Annotated in this window: 10 protein-coding genes; 8 read left to right on the top strand and 2 right to left on the bottom strand. The window is 58.8% G+C overall.

Going from position 1 to position 16,918, the window contains the following annotated elements:
* Nucleotides 1–66 precede the first annotated feature (66 nt).
* From H7995_RS03175 to H7995_RS03160, 4 genes are read left to right on the top strand one after another with little or no spacing between them, the layout of a single operon-like run.
* Complete coding sequence (locus H7995_RS03175) at nt 67–1,140, top strand: WD40/YVTN/BNR-like repeat-containing protein (RefSeq protein ID WP_185817974.1); 1,074 nt, start codon at nt 67–69, stop codon at nt 1,138–1,140.
* Between the two features lie 31 nt (nt 1,141–1,171).
* Nucleotides 1,172–3,721: an efflux RND transporter permease subunit gene (locus H7995_RS03170; RefSeq protein WP_166590977.1), complete on the top strand. Its 2,550-nt coding sequence runs from the start codon at nt 1,172–1,174 to the stop codon at nt 3,719–3,721.
* Nucleotides 3,714–5,492 carry an acyl-CoA dehydrogenase C-terminal domain-containing protein gene (locus tag H7995_RS03165; protein WP_166590978.1) on the top strand — a complete coding sequence of 593 codons (1,779 nt, stop codon included), beginning with the start codon at nt 3,714–3,716 and terminating at the stop codon, nt 5,490–5,492. Before H7995_RS03170 ends, H7995_RS03165 begins: the two co-directional genes overlap by 8 nt.
* Nucleotides 5,493–5,515: 23 nt before the next feature.
* The gene (locus tag H7995_RS03160; protein ID WP_185817973.1) at nt 5,516–7,159 is read left to right on the top strand and encodes a fatty acid--CoA ligase; all 1,644 of its coding nucleotides are present in this window, start codon (nt 5,516–5,518) and stop codon (nt 7,157–7,159) included.
* Between the two features lie 9 nt (nt 7,160–7,168).
* On the opposite strand, the gene H7995_RS03155 is transcribed toward H7995_RS03160, so the two are convergent.
* Nucleotides 7,169–9,553, bottom strand: a complete 2,385-nt coding sequence (locus H7995_RS03155; protein WP_185817972.1) for a DUF3772 domain-containing protein — start codon at nt 9,551–9,553, stop codon at nt 7,169–7,171.
* 40 nt (nt 9,554–9,593) lie between these two features.
* Nucleotides 9,594–10,406 carry a polyphosphate kinase 2 gene (gene ppk2, locus H7995_RS03150; protein WP_166590981.1) on the bottom strand — a complete coding sequence of 271 codons (813 nt, stop codon included), beginning with the start codon at nt 10,404–10,406 and terminating at the stop codon, nt 9,594–9,596.
* A gap of 347 nt (nt 10,407–10,753) precedes the next feature.
* On the opposite strand from ppk2, the gene H7995_RS03145 reads away from it, so the two are divergent.
* The 4 genes from H7995_RS03145 to H7995_RS03130 all read left to right on the top strand — a co-directional run bounded on the left by H7995_RS03145 (nt 10,754) and on the right by H7995_RS03130 (nt 16,367).
* Nucleotides 10,754–10,933 (top strand): hypothetical protein, encoded by a 180-nt coding sequence (locus H7995_RS03145; RefSeq protein WP_166590982.1) that lies wholly within the window; start codon nt 10,754–10,756, stop codon nt 10,931–10,933.
* 571 nt (nt 10,934–11,504) lie between these two features.
* A complete protein-coding gene (locus H7995_RS03140) occupies nt 11,505–12,758 on the top strand; it encodes a tyrosine-type recombinase/integrase (protein WP_185817971.1) in 1,254 nt (417 codons plus the stop codon).
* A gap of 11 nt (nt 12,759–12,769) precedes the next feature.
* Complete coding sequence (locus H7995_RS03135; RefSeq protein WP_185817970.1) at nt 12,770–14,290, top strand: site-specific recombinase; 1,521 nt, start codon at nt 12,770–12,772, stop codon at nt 14,288–14,290.
* The gene (locus H7995_RS03130) at nt 14,277–16,367 is read left to right on the top strand and encodes a hypothetical protein (RefSeq protein WP_185817969.1); all 2,091 of its coding nucleotides are present in this window, start codon (nt 14,277–14,279) and stop codon (nt 16,365–16,367) included. The genes H7995_RS03135 and H7995_RS03130 overlap by 14 nt, the downstream gene beginning before the upstream one ends.
* Nucleotides 16,368–16,918: the final 551 nt, after the last annotated feature.

Genomic DNA, 16,918 nt, shown 5'->3' with positions numbered 1-16,918 from the left:
CGCCAGGTGTCAACGCCAGGCCACACGGTTGTGTGGCCTGGCGCAGTTTTCCGAAGAGGACGCGGTATGGGTTCGTACAAAAAGTACCTGCAAGTGGCGCTGGGCGCCGTGCTTGCCGTCAGCCAGGGCCTGACATGGGCCGCTGGCTACGTCGATGTCCTGGACTTGCCAGCCAAGGCCAGCCCGCTGGCGGTGCGCAGCCCGTTGTCAGGCATGGCGCGGGCTGGCGAGCGGCTGATCGCGGTCGGCCAGCGTGGCCATGTTCTGTATTCCGATGACAGCGGCACCCACTGGCAACAAGCCGTGGTGCCGGTGAGCGCCGATCTCAACGCGGTGAGTTTTCCATCGCCCTCGCAAGGCTGGGCGGTGGGGAACGACGGCGTGGTGTTGCACAGCAGTGATGCCGGGGCGAGCTGGAGCAAACAACTGGACGGGCGCCAGATCGGCGCCTTGCTGGTCAAGCACTACGGCGACCTGGCCAGGGCCGAACCGGCTAACGAGCGCTGGGCGCAACTGGCAGACGAAGGCCAGCGCATGGTGGAGCAGGGCGCCGACAAGCCATTGCTCGACGTCTGGTTCGCCAACGATCAACTCGGTTATGTGGTCGGTGTGTTCAACCTGATCCTGCGCACCGAGGACGGTGGGTTGACCTGGACACCGTTTCAGGACCGCACCGACAACCCCCAGGGCTTTCACCTGAACGCCATCGCCTCCACCGGCGACGCGCTGTACATCGCCGGCGAGCAAGGCTTGATGTTGCGCTGGGATGAGGCCGGGCAACGCTTCGTCGCCTTGGCCACGCCTTATCAGGGCAGCTTTTTCGGGGTGCTCGGCAAACCCGGCGAGGTGCTTGCCTACGGCTTGCGCGGCAACGTGCTGCGCAGCGTCGATGGCGGCCTGAACTGGACGCCGCTGGACACCGGCCTGCACGTCAGCATCACCGCTGGCCTGCTCGACGCCAAGGGTCAGTACCGCTTGTTCACCCAGGGTGGGCAGATGCTGCAGAGCCAGGGTGCCGGTGCGCCGTTGCACCTGGTGCCGCAAGCCGAACCCGCCCCGGTGGCCGGTATCACCCAAGCCGCCAATGGTGCGCTGGTGGTGGTGGGTAGCCGTGGTGCACGGGCGCTGTCCGGCGATTAAGACCTCGAATCCTTAGAGCGAGAACCCAGACATGGGCAATATCAAGCAAGACACCATGCCGGTCATCCGCGACGTGCGTGACTTCGACCAACGCTCCGGCAACCGCCTGGAGCGCCTGGTGTTCAACTACCGGCCGCTGTTCATGCTGCTGATGGCGCTGGCGACGGTGGTGCTGGGCTATATGGCCGCCACGCGCCTGGAACTGCGCCCCAGCTTTGAAAAAATGATTCCCCAGAGCCAGCCCTACATCCAGAACTTCCTGGAGAACCGCCAGTCCCTGCGCGGCCTGGGCAACTCGGTGCGGGTGGTGGTGGAGAACACCCAGGGCGACATCTTCGACCCTGCCTACCTGGACGTGCTCAAGCAGGTCAACGATCAGTTGTTCCTCACCGAAGGCGTCGATCGTGCCTGGATGAAATCGTTGTGGAGCCCGGCCGTGCGCTGGACCGAGGTCACTGAGGAAGGCTTCCAGGGTGGCCCGGTGATGCCCGACACCTATGAGGGCAAGCCCGAGCAGATCGAACAGTTGCGGCAGAACATCGCCCGGGCCGGCATCGTCGGCAGCCTGGTGGCCAGTGACTACAAGTCGAGCATGTTGATCATCCCGCTGCTGGACAAGGCCGCCGCCGGTGGCCAGCCGATCAACTACCACGCGTTCTCGCAGATGCTCGAAGAGCAACTGCGCGACAAGATCGAATTTGCCGGCGACAAGGCGGCACGCGCGTCCGGGGAGGAGGGCAAGGGCCCGTACAAGGTGCGGGTGATCGGTTTCGCCAAGCTGATGGGCGACCTGATCGACGGCCTGATCCAGGTGATGATGTTCTTCGGCCTGGCGGTGGTGACCTCGCTGCTGATCATCTACCTCTATACCCGATGCGTGCGCAGCACCTTGCTGGTGGTCGGCTGCTCGCTGATCGCGGTGGTCTGGCAACTGGGCATCGTCGCCTGGCTGGGTTATGCCATCGATCCGTACTCGGTGCTGGTGCCGTTCCTGATCTTCGCCATCGGCGTGTCCCATGCCGCGCAGAAGATGAACGGGATCATGCAAGACATCGCCCGTGGCACCCACAAGCTGATCGCCGCGCGCTACACCTTTCGCCGCCTGTTCATTGCCGGGGTCACTGCACTGCTGGCTGACGCCGTGGGGTTTGCGGTGCTGATGCTGATCGACATTCCGGTGATCAAGGACCTGGCCATCAGCGCCAGCATCGGCGTCGCCGTACTGATCTTTACCTCCTTGTTGCTGATGCCGGTGGCGCTGTCCTATGTCGGTGTCGGCCGCAAGGCGGCCGAGCGTGCCCTGAAGATCGACACCCGGGCCGACGGCCACAAGGGCTTTGGCAAGCTGTGGGACTGGCTCGACCGTTTCACCAGCGCCAAGTGGGCCACGGGGGCGGTGCTGGTGGCCCTGGTGATGGGCATCGGCGGCTTCATGATCAGCTTGCACCTGCAGATCGGCGACCTGGAAAGCGGGGCGCCGGAGCTGCGTGCCGACTCGCGCTACAACCGCGACAACGCCTACATCACCCAGCACTACGCGCTGTCCAGCGATCTGTTCGCGGTGATGATCAAGACCGCTCCCGAAGGCTGCCTGAACTACAAGACCCTGGTGCTCGCCGACCGCCTGGCCTGGGAACTGCAGCAGTCACCGGGCGTGCAGGCGACCACCTCGCTGGTCAATGCCGTGCGCCAGATCACTGCGGGCACTTATGAGGGCAACCCCAAGCTCAACAGCATCCAGCGCAACCAGGACGTGTTGAACTATGCGGCCCAGCAGGCCTCGGTCAATTCCCCGGAACTGTTCAACACCGATTGCTCGCTGATGCCGGTGATTGCCTACCTCAAGGACCACAAGGCCCAGACCCTGGATGAGGTGGTGGCCATCGCCGATAAATTCGCCCGCGACAACAGCAGCGAAGATCGCCAGTTCCTGCTGGCCGCCGGCAGCGCCGGGATCGAGGCGGCCACCAACATTGTGGTGCGCGAAGCCAATCGCAGCATGCTGCTGTATGTCTATGCGGCGGTCACGCTGTTCTGCCTGATTACCTTCCGCAGTTGGCGCGCAACCCTGGTGGCGCTGCTGCCTTTGGTACTGACCTCGATCCTCTGCGAAGCGCTGATGGTGGTCATGGGGATCGGGGTCAAGGTCGCGACCCTGCCGGTGATCGCCTTGGGGGTGGGAATCGGCGTGGACTACGCCCTGTACCTGCTCAGCGTGCAACTGCATTACCAGCGCCAGGGCCTGCCACTGGCCCAGGCCTACCGCAATGCCGTGTCGTTCACCGGTCGGGTCGTGGGCCTGGTGGGCATCACCCTGGCCGCCGGCGTGGTGTGCTGGGTCTGGTCGCCCATCAAGTTCCAGGCGGACATGGGCATCCTGCTGACCTTCATGTTCCTGTGGAACATGCTGGGCGCGCTGATCCTGATTCCGGCCCTGTCGTACTTCCTGCTGCGAGATCCGGCGCTGGAGCGTCGGGTGGCAGCCGAAAACTCCGTGGCCCCCGCCGGTACAACCGACACATCCCAACGTCAGGGTATGCCTGATGCACTGACAACTTGTGAGAAAGCCAACTATGTCTGATTACAAAGCCCCTTTGCGTGACATGCAGTTTGTCCTCAATGAGGTGTTCCAGGTTTCCAGGTTATGGGCGCAATTGCCGGGCCTGGCCGAGGTCATCGATCCAGAGACAGCCGCGGCGATCCTCGAGGAAGCCGGCAAGATCAGCGCGCACGTGATCGCGCCGCTGAACCGCAGCGGTGATGAGCAAGGCTGTGGGTGGGACAACGGCCAGGTGACTGCGCCACAGGGTTTCGCCGAGGCGTACCAGGCGTTTGCCGAAGGCGGTTGGGTGGGCGTTGGCGGCGACCCGCAGTTTGGTGGCATGGGCATGCCCAAGGCGATTTCGGCCCAGGTCGAGGAGATGGTCAACTCCGCCAGCCTGTCGTTTGGCCTGTACCCGATGCTGACGGCCGGCGCCTGCCTGTCGATCAACGCCCACGCCAGCCAGGCGCTCAAGCAACGCTACCTGCCGAACATGTACGCCGGCACCTGGACCGGCTCGATGTGCCTGACCGAAGCCCATGCGGGTACCGACCTGGGGCTGATTCGCACCCGGGCCGAGCCGGCAGCCGATGGCAGCTACCGGATCAGCGGCAGCAAGATCTTCATCACCGGCGGTGAGCACGACCTGACCGAGAACATCATTCACCTGGTGCTGGCGCGACTGCCGGATGCGCCGGCCGGGCCCAAGGGCATTTCGCTGTTCCTGGTGCCCAAGGTGCTGGTCAACGACGATGGCTCCCTGGGCGCCACCAACGCGCTGTCGTGCGGTTCCATCGAACACAAGATGGGCATCAAGGCGTCCCCCACCTGCGTGATGAACTTCGACGGTGCCACCGGCTGGATCGTCGATGCGCCGAACAAGGGCCTGGCCGCGATGTTCACCATGATGAACTACGAGCGCCTGGGCGTAGGTATCCAGGGCCTGGCGTTGGGTGAGCGTTCCTACCAGAACGCGGTGGAGTACGCCCGCGATCGCCTGCAGAGCCGCGCACCCACGGGCCCGCAGGCCACCGAAAAGGCCGCCGACCCGATCATCGTGCACCCGGACGTGCGACGCATGTTGCTGACCATGAAAGCCTTGAACGAGGGCGGCCGGGCGTTTTCCAGCTACGTGGCGCTGCAACTGGACACGGCCAAGTACAGCCAAGACCCGGCAACCCGGACCCGCGCCCAGGAACTGGTGGCTTTGCTGACGCCGGTGGCCAAGGCGTTCCTCACCGACATGGGGCTGGAGACCACGGTGCACGGCCAGCAGGTGTTTGGCGGCCACGGCTACATCCGTGAGTGGGGGCAAGAGCAACTGGTGCGTGATGTGCGGATCACCCAGATCTATGAAGGCACCAACGGCATTCAGTCCCTGGACCTGGCCGGGCGCAAGATTGTCGGCAGCGGCGGGGCGCTGTATCGCGTGTTCGCCGAAGAAATCCGCCATTTCATCGCCAATGCCGGGGCGGACATGGGCAAGTTCTGCAAGCCACTGAGCGCCGCCGTCGACAACCTCGACGAACTGACCGCCTGGCTGCTGGATCGGGCGCAGGACAACCCGAATGAAATCGGCGCGGCCTCGGTGGAGTACCTGCAGGTCTTTGGCTACACCGCCTATGCCTATATGTGGGCGTTGATGGCCCAGGCGGCCATGGGCAAGGCCCATGAGGATGAGTTCTATGCCGGCAAGCTGTGCACCGCGCGTTTCTACTTCGCCCGCCTGTTGCCGCGCATCCATTCACTGAGCGAATCGGTCAGGGCCGGTAGCGCCTGCCTTTATGAACTTCCAGCCGCGCAGTTCTGATTGAACGGACAAGGAACCCCAGCATGATCGAGACAAAAATCATTCCTCCGGCCGCCGGCGCCTATGCCTATCCCTTGCTGATCAAGCAATTGCTGCTGTCCGGGGTGCGCTACGAGCCAGGGCGGGAAATCGTCTACGCCGACAAACTGCGCTACAGCTACCAGACCCTCAACCAGCGGATTCGCCGCCTGGCCAACGCCTTGACCGCCGCCGGCGTCAAGGCCGGGGACACCGTGGCCTTGCTCGATTGGGACAGCCACCGCTACCTGGAATGCTTCTTTGCCGTGCCGATGATCGGCGCGGTGCTGCACACCGTGAACATTCGCCTGTCGGCGGAGCAGGTGCTGTTCACCATGAACCACGCCGAGGATGACCTGGTGCTGGTGCATGACGACTTCCTGCCCCTGGTCGAACAACTGCAAGGGCAACTGACGACGGTCAAGGGTTACCTGCAGCTGACGGATGAGACGGCGGCCGAGACCTGCCTGCCAGTGGTGGGGGAGTACGAGCACCTGTTGGCCGAGGCCGCAGACCAGTACGCCTTCCCCGACTTCGATGAGAACTCGGTGGCGACGCTGTTCTACACCACCGGCACCACCGGCGACCCGAAAGGCGTGTATTTCACCCACCGCCAACTGGTGCTGCACACCCTCAATGCGGTGGGCACCCTCGGCGCCTATCAAGGCTTGCCACTGTTGCGCTCCGACGATGTGTACATGCCCATCACCCCGATGTTCCATGTGCATGCCTGGGGCGTGCCCTATGTTGCGACGCTCATGGGCCTCAAGCAGGTGTACCCGGGGCGTTACGAGCCCAATCGGCTGGTGCAGTTGTACCGTGAGGAGAAGGTCACGTTTTCCCACTGTGTGCCGACCATTTTGCAGATGATCCTCAACTGCGAGGCGGGCAAGCACAGCCGTTTTGATGGCTGGAAAATGCTCCTGGGCGGCAGCGCGCTGACCCTGGGCATTGCCAGCGAAGCCAGCGCCAGGGGGATCCAGGTACACAGTGGCTACGGCATGTCGGAAACCTGCCCGGTGCTGTGCACCACCTATCTGCGGGCCGACGATCTGCAGCAACCCATGCAGGACCAACTGGCCACGCGTATCAAGACTGGGGTGCCGGTGCCGATGGTCGACCTGAAAATCATCGATGCCGAAGGCAATGACGTGCCCCACGACGGTGAAGCCCTGGGTGAGATCGTGGTGCGCGCGCCCTGGTTGACCCAGGGGTATCTGAAGGAGCCGCAAAAGGGCGCCGAGTTGTGGCAGGGCGGTTGGCTGCACACCGGCGACATGGCGTCGATCGATGCCCGCGGCGGCGTGGAAATCAAAGACCGGATCAAGGATGTGATCAAGACGGGCGGGGAGTGGATCAGCTCCCTGGAACTGGAAAGCCTGATCAGCGAACACCCGGCGGTGATGTCGGTGGCGGTGGTCGGGATTGTTGACGAGCAGTGGGGGGAACGGCCCATGGCCCTGGTGGTGTGCGAGCCCGGGCACTACCTGGACCGCAAGCTCCTCGAAGCGCACCTGCAGACGTTTGTCGAGCGTGGGCGGATCAACAAGTGGGCGATCCCCAAGCAGTTCAAGTTCGTCACCGAGATCCCCAAGACCAGCGTCGGCAAGATCAACAAAAAGCTGATCCGCGAGGAAGAAATGAGCTGAGGCCGGCGGTCACTCCGCCGCCGGTTTGGCCAGGGAGATGCCGGCGGCCCCCAGGCGCTTGAGGATCTCGAACAGCAGGTCGCTCTTGATCTTGCCGACCACTCTGGGGCTGCTGACGTAGCCGGTGACGGTCAGGGTGATGCCGTCGGGCGTCAACTTGCTGAAGCGCACGAAGGGGGCAGGGTGGTCGAGGATGTTCTCGTGCTCGCAGTAGGTGTTGTACAGCAGGTCGTTGACTTGCTCGGGATCGATATCCAGCGCGAAGGTCAGTTCCAGCGTCGCCACCCCCTGGGCACTCCCGCCCAGGGTCACGTTGCGCAGGTTCTGGGAAATCAGCTGGGAGTTGGGGACGATCACAATGGAGCGGTCACTGAGCTGGATTTCCGTGGCCCTGACATTGATCCGCCGAATGTCGCCTTCGACCCCACTGATACTGATCAGGTCGCCGACCTTGACCGGGCGCTCGGTCAGCAGAATCAGGCCGGAGACGAAATTCTTGACGATTTCCTGCAAACCAAACCCAATGCCCACCGACAACGCACTGACGATCCAGGCCAGGTTCGTCCATTGCACGCCCAGCGAAGACAGGGCGAGCAAAATCACCAGGGCGTACCCGATGTTGGCGAACAGCGTGCTCAGGGACGCGCACATGCCAGGGTCCATCGCGGTCTTGGGCAGGAACTCGTTGTCCAGCCAGCGGCGCAGTGAGCGGATCAGGTAGACGCCAATCAACAACGCCAACACCGCGTTGAGCAAATGCCCAGGGATGATGTTCAGTTTGCGCAAGCCCGCGCCGCCGAGAATCTCCAGGGCCTGGGCAAACAGTTGACCGAAGGTGGTGCCGACGCCGCCCACCAGCAGCGCAATCAAGGCGAACAACAGCATGCTCGCGCGACCGGCCCCCGACAGCACCGTCGAAACCTGCTCCAGGCGCGCATCGCCGATCCCCAGCAACTGCTTGAGTGCCTTGCCGCTGGCTTGCCTGGGGGAAAACAGGTACTCGCACAGGTCCTTGAACAACTGCATCAGCAGGTAGAAACCGGAGAACACAATGAACAGCCACACGAGTTCATAGGTGATGAACCGGGCCAGCGAGATGTAGCCCGTCAGCAGCGCCAACATGGAGGCCACGACCGCCAGGCTGGTGAACGCGTACATCAGCCCAGCCAGGGTGGTGCCGGCTTCCGGAGCCTCACCGCTGTCGGCCACGGCCTTGCGTACCTTGCTGATGTGCAACAGCAAGATGGCAAGGATCACGGTCACGATCAGGGCGATCACGCCCCGGCCAACAATCACCGCCTGGGAGCTCATGCCGCTGACGTTGGTGATCTGCGACAGCGTCACCAGGACCAGCAGCACGCCCGCCAGGATCCGCGGAAAGGGCTCCATTGCCATGGCCACGGGGTCGGCAATCGCCGGCAGTCGCCAGGAGGGATGGCGGTTCGAGAGCAAGGCCCGGCTCAGGCCGGTAATCAGCACGCAGGTGTACACCAGTTTTTCGATTTCTTCGGCCAGGTTCTGCAGCATGGGAGTCAACGGCAGTTGCCGTGTCACCGCATAAAACAGCAACTCCAAGGCGCAGGTAGCGGTCAGCAAGGTGGCGAGGATCGATGCCAGCGCCAATGAACTGCGGCGCAGCCGACCTTCGGGCATGCGATGAATGCACACCCAGAACAGCCCCCGCTCAGCGAGCCTACGTCCCTGGGTCCACACCGCCAGTGCCAGCAACAGCAACATACTGCTCGCCAGGCGTTGGCCCGGCTGCCAGACCGACGCCAGGGTGGCGCCGATCTCCTGCAGCACCGCACTGAGCCGTTGCCGGTCTTGCGGTTGCGGGGCAATCAACGGCCGCCAGAAATTCGGGCTGAGGATGCTGTTACTGCGCTGCGTCACTTCGCTTTCCAGCAGGCTGCGGCGCAGGGCGGCAATCTGGGTGGTCAGCTCCGTGGCACTGGCCTTGAGGCCGGCCAGGGTTTTCAAACTGCTGTCGAGCTTGTCTTTCTGCTCGATGAGATGGATGCGCTGGATCGCAATGTCGGTGTTTTCCGGCGCCTGTTCGTCAGCGGAGGCGGGGCCCAGCACCCCCAGCTGGGCCTGGAGCTGGGCCTGCAACGGCCGCAACGCCGAGAGTTGCCGTTCGACGTCGTTGAGGTAGGTCTGAATCAAGTCCTGCAGACTGACCAGTTGGGTCAGGCTGTCGGCCAGCGACACCTGCTGCTTGAGGCCGTCGAGACGGGCCTGCAAGCCCGGCAAGTCATTCTGCGCAATGACAAACGTCGCCTGCTCAGTCTTGGCTACCAGGCCGACCGGGCTGGCGTCCGCCGCCATGACAACGGACCATGACCCGAACAGGACGAGCGCCAGCAACCACATCGTTTTCCATGCACTGCCCATAGATGCGCCCGGCCCTGTGGTGAATCACTTGCCCTGGTGCTCAGAACCGTTCGGCGATGTATTTGAACGGATAGTTGATGGCCTTGTAGTCGCCCACCTTGCGCTTGGGCAGCCTGACTCGCGGTTGCTTGATGGTTTCGTAGGGAATGTTTTCCAGCAGGTGAGTGATCACATTGAGCCGCACCGACTTCTTGTTTTCCGAGCGGGCCGCATGCCAGGGCGCCCACTGCGAATCCGTAGCCTGGAACATCTCGTCGCGCGCACGGGTGTAATCATCCCAACGGTTGTAGGACTTGATATCCATGGGCGAGAGTTTCCAGGTCTTGCGCCCGTCGGTGATGCGCTCCTTGAGGCGACGGCTTTGTTCCTCAGGACTGACCTCCAGCCAGTACTTGAACAGCAGGATCCCGGAGTTGACCATCAAACGCTCGAAACTCGGCGCCAGATCAAGGAACGTGCGCGCCTGATCCTCGCTGCAAAACCCCATGACTCGTTCCACGCCAGCGCGGTTGTACCAACTGCGGTCGAAAATCACCACTTCGCCAGCGGCCGGCATGTGCGGCATATAGCGCTGCAGGTACATCTGGGATTTTTCCCGCTCCGACGGGGCAGGCAAGGCAACCACCCGAAAGATCCTCGGGCTCACGCGCTCGGTCAGGGCCTTGATCGTGCCGCCTTTGCCCGCACCGTCACGGCCCTCAAACACAATGACCACCTTGGCCCCCGTGGCAACCACCCATTGCTGCAACTTCACCAGCTCGACGTGCAGGGCGGCAAGTTGCTTCTCGTAGTCCTTGCGATTGAGCGGCGCGGGCGGCTGCGCTTTCGCAAGCGCCTGTTTTTTCTTGCTCATTAACCAAACTCCGATAGGGATCCGAACACAAGCGTAGTCAGGATCACGACACTACGCGAACTGGCCGAGTACAGATCAAAAGCTGAGGAGCAGGGGGCTGATCAGTCACGGTCCAAGACTCACCAATATATAACTCAACTAAATAGAGCTTTAGTTGAGTTATAAGTTATTGGAATATGAAGAGTAGGGCACACACCGACATTCCGAGCTCTACCGTTGTTGAATATGGAAATAGCCACTATCGTCAAAAACACTAAAAAACGGGTACTTCCTACAGTAGCCACAACCCTGGAATGTCCGGAATATGGGGCTTCCAACACCGTGTGGTGCCTATCAGGAGAACGAACATGGATAAGATTCACGACGATGAACTGAAGGCTATCTCGACCAGGCTCGCTGCCATGACGGCTGCTGATCGGCAACGCGCGTTGGACTTTTTGAATGGCAAGACTGAACTGCGTCCCGATATGGGCAATATCGCAAGCGTGATCGGCTCTTCAACGACTCCCGTTAAACCCACCGAGTGACATGGCGCCGCCATCCGGCCTCGAGCCACACAAAGCATTCACGCCAATACCCGGCAACTTGACCAATATTGCGTACGCAAAGGAAACCTCCGGTGATCTGAAAGATTCGCGCAGGGTTTCTTTGCATACGGAACACCTGGGTTGATGGTTGATTCGCAAGCTAGTTGGTTGGTTGTGCGGCGGTCGCTGGGAATAATGAGCGTCCTGTTGCGCGACATGTGTCCAGTCGGTGGTGATGAGAATACAGGGGTGGGCGTTTGCCAACGTAATGGGTCATTACAACGAACGTGCATCACCAGAGGCATGGGTTGCCGTTGGCATCGCCAGGCAGCAAGCTGAGCCAGAGGTGGCATGTGGGAGGCTGGGTCTGCCTTAAAATCTGACTACCAGAGCCCCATAGGTTCATATCTGTCGGTTCGCATAATGTATATTATGTTAAACGGCAGGCTATGTTAGAAATGTTCATAAGCCACGTAAGTCACTGATTCGACCAATTCGTATTTGATGTCTACTCTCTCAACGGGCCATGTGTTTCGTGTTCATAGCGAGTCCTTGAATGAGGTAGCTGTCGATGAAACTGATTCAGTGCCGGTTCTCTTCAGGTCAACGACTACCGCTGCTTGTACAAGCTGGTGATGCGACGCCGTTGCCCATACTCATTCCGTTCATCTACGTCCAACTCAAACTCAGGCACCGGGCTTACAACACGGCTGCGGCGCACCTGCGCGCGATCCAGGCTTTCTACGCCTATGCCAAAAGCCGAGATCTGGATATCGATGAGGCCATCTTGGCCTGCCACTTTGAGGCGATTCTGGCTTTGCTGGACGGTTACGCTATTTGGCTCCAAAGTGGCCGTCATGCCGATAATCTGATCGCCCGAATCGGCAAAGCTGGCACTGTACTTTTTCAGCAGATCAGTTCACGAACACGTGACCAGTACCTGCGCCTGCTGAAGAAATACCTGTCTTGGTGCGTCACCCGTTATATCCCGCGCGCCCGTCAGAATTCAGCCACACAGGCTGACATCAACGTGGTATTTGCCGATGTTGCCGACGTCATTGAGCGGCGCTTTGAGAGCCATATCATCAATGCTCGTCCCGATCGCACTCGTTACCGCAGCCTGACAGATACGCAACTACAGATCGTTCGCACACTGATTCGCCCTGGCGCCGCGGAGAATCCGTTCCCGGAGCGTTTGCAACTGCGTAACTGGCTAATGATTGAATTGCTCTTGGAGACCGGCATCCGTCGCGGAGAACTTCTGAAGCTCTACACCACGGATATCAATAAAGGTTCTCAGCACGCCTATGTCAGCATCAATGATCGCGAACATGATCCCCGCGACCCGCGCGTTGAAGAGCCTGCGCTCAAAACACATGGGCGGACCGTAGGCATCTCCGCACAGTTGTATGAGGTCTACGAGCGCTATATCCAGCGCGACCGGCGCCCTCTGCGTGACGGTAAACCGATGAAATTGCTGTATCGCTATTTGTTCATCTCGGATCGTGGCCGCCCGCTGTCGATCCGCGCGTTGTCTAACGTTCTTGATCGGCTGTTTCTGACCATTGAGCTGGCTCATCCAGGATTGTTGCCTACACTTTCTGCGCATGACTTTCGCCACACCTTTGCAGACCACTTTTTGGCTTACCTGGTCGAAAAGCGTGGGCATGACCTCGAGCGGGCCACGGACGAACTACGGCGAGTCTGCGGTTGGTCTGAGACCTCGACTATGCCACGCCGTTACGCAGGTCGTTATCTAGCCGAGTCGGCCAACCTCCACAATGCCCAGCGCACCTCGGCAGCCTGGAGCCGACTTGACAGTTAAGGAGGTTCGCCGTGACCAAATCAACCGATCAAGAACACGCGTCACCGCCCTCCTCTTTGCCAGCTTACGTGTTCAGGGGGCCCGCTCACGTTGCGATTCGGACTCGCACTAATGACCAGCCAAAGTATGTGGATACTCAACTGAAGGTGTGGACCTGGTACGACGGTGGAATTGCACTGAAAATTGATTGGAGTGCGATCCAGTTGAATTCAGAGCTAATCGAAATAGGCAAAGGCTTTATGGCTTATGCGCTTGAGAAATATGCACCTCGAACTGCGGTAATGTTCGCGGATACCCTTCGTTTTTTACCTGGTACAAATCTCGCGGCCGGACTTCCTTGGGCCACACATCAACTAATCACTGCTCTCGAAGAGATAAAAAAAACGAGGGCCGTACTTGTAGGATTTCGAAGGTTTTATCGTTGGGCAATGGATAGAGGAATCAATGGCTTCGATCCAGCCACATATTTAAAAATCAAGGAGGTAAAGTCAGATCGGGTTGACCCGTATGCTCGAATTTTTCTCTCGCAGTCTGGCTTAGAACTTGATGAAGAAATTCGATTGCTCAAACGCATTGAGCGAGAACTTAAATATGACTCTTGGGTGGATGTTCAGTTTAATATAGTGCTTCACTTGGGTTTCGAGATCGCACCTCGATCGATTCAAATTCATTCACTTGACATTGCTGACTTTGAGTTTATTGAGAGCGCAGGTCACGAGAAGTACTATACCCTGTGGTTACCCATGGCCAAAAAAGTCGGCCAGCGCAGACCTGAGCGGCGCCCCCGCAAGATAACCACCCGCCTGGGTGAGAAAATCTCACGCCACGTTTTAGAAATTCAACGCCGTTTTGGTAGCGACTGTGAACCATTATTTGTCAATCCTTGTGGAAGGCGTCTCTCTGTTATTGAAATCGGTACAGGCCTCAAATACGAGCTGCGTGAAGCTGGGATAGATAGGCCGAATCAGGTATCCATGTTGTTGCGTCATCACCTCGGGCAAGGCTTGGCGGATCAGGGTACTCCAGCAGACATGATTGCTGAACTGCTCGGTCACAACAGCACGGTTGCAGCGCGTGCTTACGTAACGGCCACCCCTAACATTGCCCGGATCAAAGAGAAAGCACTGGGTGAGAGCCCGGCCTATCAACGCATCATGCGCAGCTTATTAACTGGGAAAATCGTCCAACGCCGCGATGCGGCTCCTGAAGCAGCAGTCCGCGGCGTCATTGATACACAATACATAGGCGATATTGGTGCCTGCGCCCTGCCCGTTCATACCCACTGTCCCTACAACCCTATATACGCGTGCTACACCTGCAAGAAGTTCCACCCCTTTGCTGACGGCCGCCACGAGCAGGTAAAGGACGCACTCCAGCGGGAGGCCCAACGGTTCATTGATATGGCAGAACAAGCCGGTGATCTGAGTCATAACCGGCCCCTCGCCCAGCATCAGACAACCATCCTGGCAGTAAGCGCTACGATCGAACGCTGCCGGCAGCACACGGAGGGTGCCGAAGATGACGCTGTCTAGGGCAAGACTGAGCCTCGAAAACTTTATTGCACAGGAGCAAGCGATTTTTCGGTCATTACCGATGTCAACACCGTGGGCAGAACCATTGTGGGGTATCGGAAATTGGTTGCCGCAAAGGGATGTTAACAAACATGCACTTACGTTCGAGACGCACCGACAAGCCCTGGAAAAGACAGGTTATCCTGCACCGCCGAAGGGGCCACTCCCCTTTGCGTTCCAAGACTTTAGCAAGGCTCTAATTGTATATTTACAACGCACCAGAAGCCTGAAGTTTTCGATGGTGGCTGCATACAATATTGCCGTTCGACGGCTGTACAACACCCTGTTTGAGCGCGGCGTATCCGACCCCACACTCTTGACGCGAGGTGATTTCGACCGCGTCGTAGGTTTTCTCCGCGAGAGTGGCTACAAGAACTTCTATGACGCAATTTCTCATCTCCAAGTAATAGCGGATACGATTGATAGTCTGCAATTGACTGAGATCGCCATCCACTTTGAGCATGATGCAAAACCAGAAAAGCGCCGTCACGATTACATTTCACTGAATGATCCCGATCGTGATGTAAAACTTCGTAAATCTGACGAGAAGCTACCCACTCGGGAGGCGATGGAAGCCTACGCCCTTTGCTCAAATAACCCGCTTAGTGACAGTGAAGAAATCTTGCTGCGCGTCATCGATTTACTGATCGCGACAGGCCAAAGGGGGAACGAGGTAGCGGTAATACCTTTTGACTGCTGGGTCGAAAGACCAATTAAAGGAGCAACAGGCGAGCTAGTTGTAGATGCAAATGGCAAGCGCCTGATCGAATGTGGTATCAGGTACTTTGCGGAGAAGCATTTTCAATCTCGTATTCAATGGTTTGCGGAAAGCGATGTCCCTCTAGCTAGGCGTGCAGTCAAGCGACTTAAGTCACTGACCCAGGAACAGCGAGAAATAGCTAAATGGCAAGAAGATCATCCAGGGCGGCTCTGGGACTACTCGCCCAAGGAGGAAATGTCAGAAGCTGAAGTTTTTAGCTGGCTTGGATTCAGTCAGAATCGCGATGCGTCTCGGAACCTAAGTGCGTACTTTTCAAGAAATGGAATCCATCCTAGCAAGGCGCGGAGGCGACATTACTTGGCCGGCGATATTGAGAGTTTTCTAGTCCCTAAACTTCACGGTCATGCCGCGCTTACCGAAAATGTCAGCGGTAAGCTTCGTGTTGTCCTAAAAACGAGTGAAACACTTGCCATCGCATTTGAAGGACAATTTCGATTGGGGGGGCGTGAGGCCAATGTGTTCCGTGCCATCCCACGACGAGTGATGTTGGTTGACATTAACCGAGCGCTCGGCGCGGATCCGCGATTCTCGTCCATATTCTCGCGCCGTTCATTATTTGAAGCTGATGGGACACCGATCAAGCTGACTAGCCATCAACCGCGCCATTGGCGAAATACTATTTACCATCTTACTGGGATGAGCAATGTTCAGCAGGCGCTGGCCCTGGGGCGAAAACGTCTCGACCAGAATGTCTATTACCAACACACGAGCATTGAAGAAGACACTGCTACCCATCAAGAGTTCTTGGCGTTCAATAGTCATCGAGACCGCATCGACTTTCTACATACGGGAATAAGACATAAGCGCATTCAGGGTGCTTTGACCGACAGTTACCATGCGCTACTGTCAGATAAAGGCACGACCACGGCAGAAGCCTTCCTTGCCGTACACGCTACGGCGCTGCACGTGACACCTTTTGGAGGGTGCATTCACGATTTCTCCCAAGCGCCCTGCCCCAAGCATCTTCAGTGCTGGAATGGCTGCTCGCATCTCCATTTGATGGGCACTCCATCGGAGCGAACCAACCTTGAGAGACAAGCCGAGAATCTGACGAACGCAATTACCATTATGCGTGATGCCGGTGCCGGAGAGGCAGGCAGCGATGTATGGCTGGTAGATCAGGAAGACAAACTCAACAATCTAAAATCCGTCCTAGCACGCGACACCAATGCAGGTGTGCAACGAGTGTTTCCAAATGGGCGTCCAATGACGGTCGCGGACTCGGACAAACGACACAGTTCGGTTTCAGACGACTAGGGGTAATTATGGCGCGACGAAAGGGTTTGAGGGGTGGCACTCTTGACGAAGCAATAGACGCTCTCCTCGCCCAGATGATTAGCTCAGGAGTGGAGATCGCTCCCATTTCCCGACCGGAGGTGCAGCGCAGACTGGGCCTGACAAGCCGAGCTACACTAGGAGGTGACCGTGGAGAAAGAATTGAGGCCGCGCGTATTGTTCAAATGAGAGAAAGCGGGAGGGATCCGGATGGTGCCCGCCGGCGCAGAAGTCTCGAAGAGCGTATTGCAAGTCTTCAAGCGGAGAACGCTGCGTTGGCAATACAGCGAGACAAGCTTTTCGAGGCTCTGTCAGTAATAGCACACAACTGCCTTATGAACGGTTTGGACGTAGAGTCAGTAATGGCACCGTTGAGAAACACCCGATAATCAGGCTGAGTAGTCTTCATATCGACTACAAATTACGGCATGGTAATCCGCCCACAGTTCTAGACAGGATTGCGTCAGCTCTCACGACTACACATTACGGTACACGTATCCTGGCTACTTCGTCCCAGACGTAAAGCGTTGACA

It is taken from the genome of Pseudomonas kielensis (assembly GCF_014236655.1).
GTDB lineage: Bacteria > Pseudomonadota > Gammaproteobacteria > Pseudomonadales > Pseudomonadaceae > Aquipseudomonas > Aquipseudomonas kielensis.
The sequence above is the reverse complement of the archived record's forward strand: the minus strand, read 5'-3'. Positions and strand labels throughout refer to the sequence as shown.

What these genes read in the sequence shown, in the direction of transcription:
- H7995_RS03155 (WP_185817972.1), bottom strand. Translation starts at nt 9,553, where the DNA reads ATGGGCAGTGCATGGAAAACGATGTGGTTGCTGGCGCTCGTCCTGTTC.
- H7995_RS03145 (WP_166590982.1), top strand. Translation starts at nt 10,754, where the DNA reads ATGGATAAGATTCACGACGATGAACTGAAGGCTATCTCGACCAGGCTC.
- ppk2 (WP_166590981.1), bottom strand. Translation starts at nt 10,406, where the DNA reads ATGAGCAAGAAAAAACAGGCGCTTGCGAAAGCGCAGCCGCCCGCGCCG.
- H7995_RS03140 (WP_185817971.1), top strand. Translation starts at nt 11,505, where the DNA reads ATGAAACTGATTCAGTGCCGGTTCTCTTCAGGTCAACGACTACCGCTG.
- H7995_RS03165 (WP_166590978.1), top strand. Translation starts at nt 3,714, where the DNA reads ATGTCTGATTACAAAGCCCCTTTGCGTGACATGCAGTTTGTCCTCAAT.
- H7995_RS03170 (WP_166590977.1), top strand. Translation starts at nt 1,172, where the DNA reads ATGGGCAATATCAAGCAAGACACCATGCCGGTCATCCGCGACGTGCGT.
- H7995_RS03160 (WP_185817973.1), top strand. Translation starts at nt 5,516, where the DNA reads ATGATCGAGACAAAAATCATTCCTCCGGCCGCCGGCGCCTATGCCTAT.
- H7995_RS03175 (WP_185817974.1), top strand. Translation starts at nt 67, where the DNA reads ATGGGTTCGTACAAAAAGTACCTGCAAGTGGCGCTGGGCGCCGTGCTT.
- H7995_RS03130 (WP_185817969.1), top strand. Translation starts at nt 14,277, where the DNA reads ATGACGCTGTCTAGGGCAAGACTGAGCCTCGAAAACTTTATTGCACAG.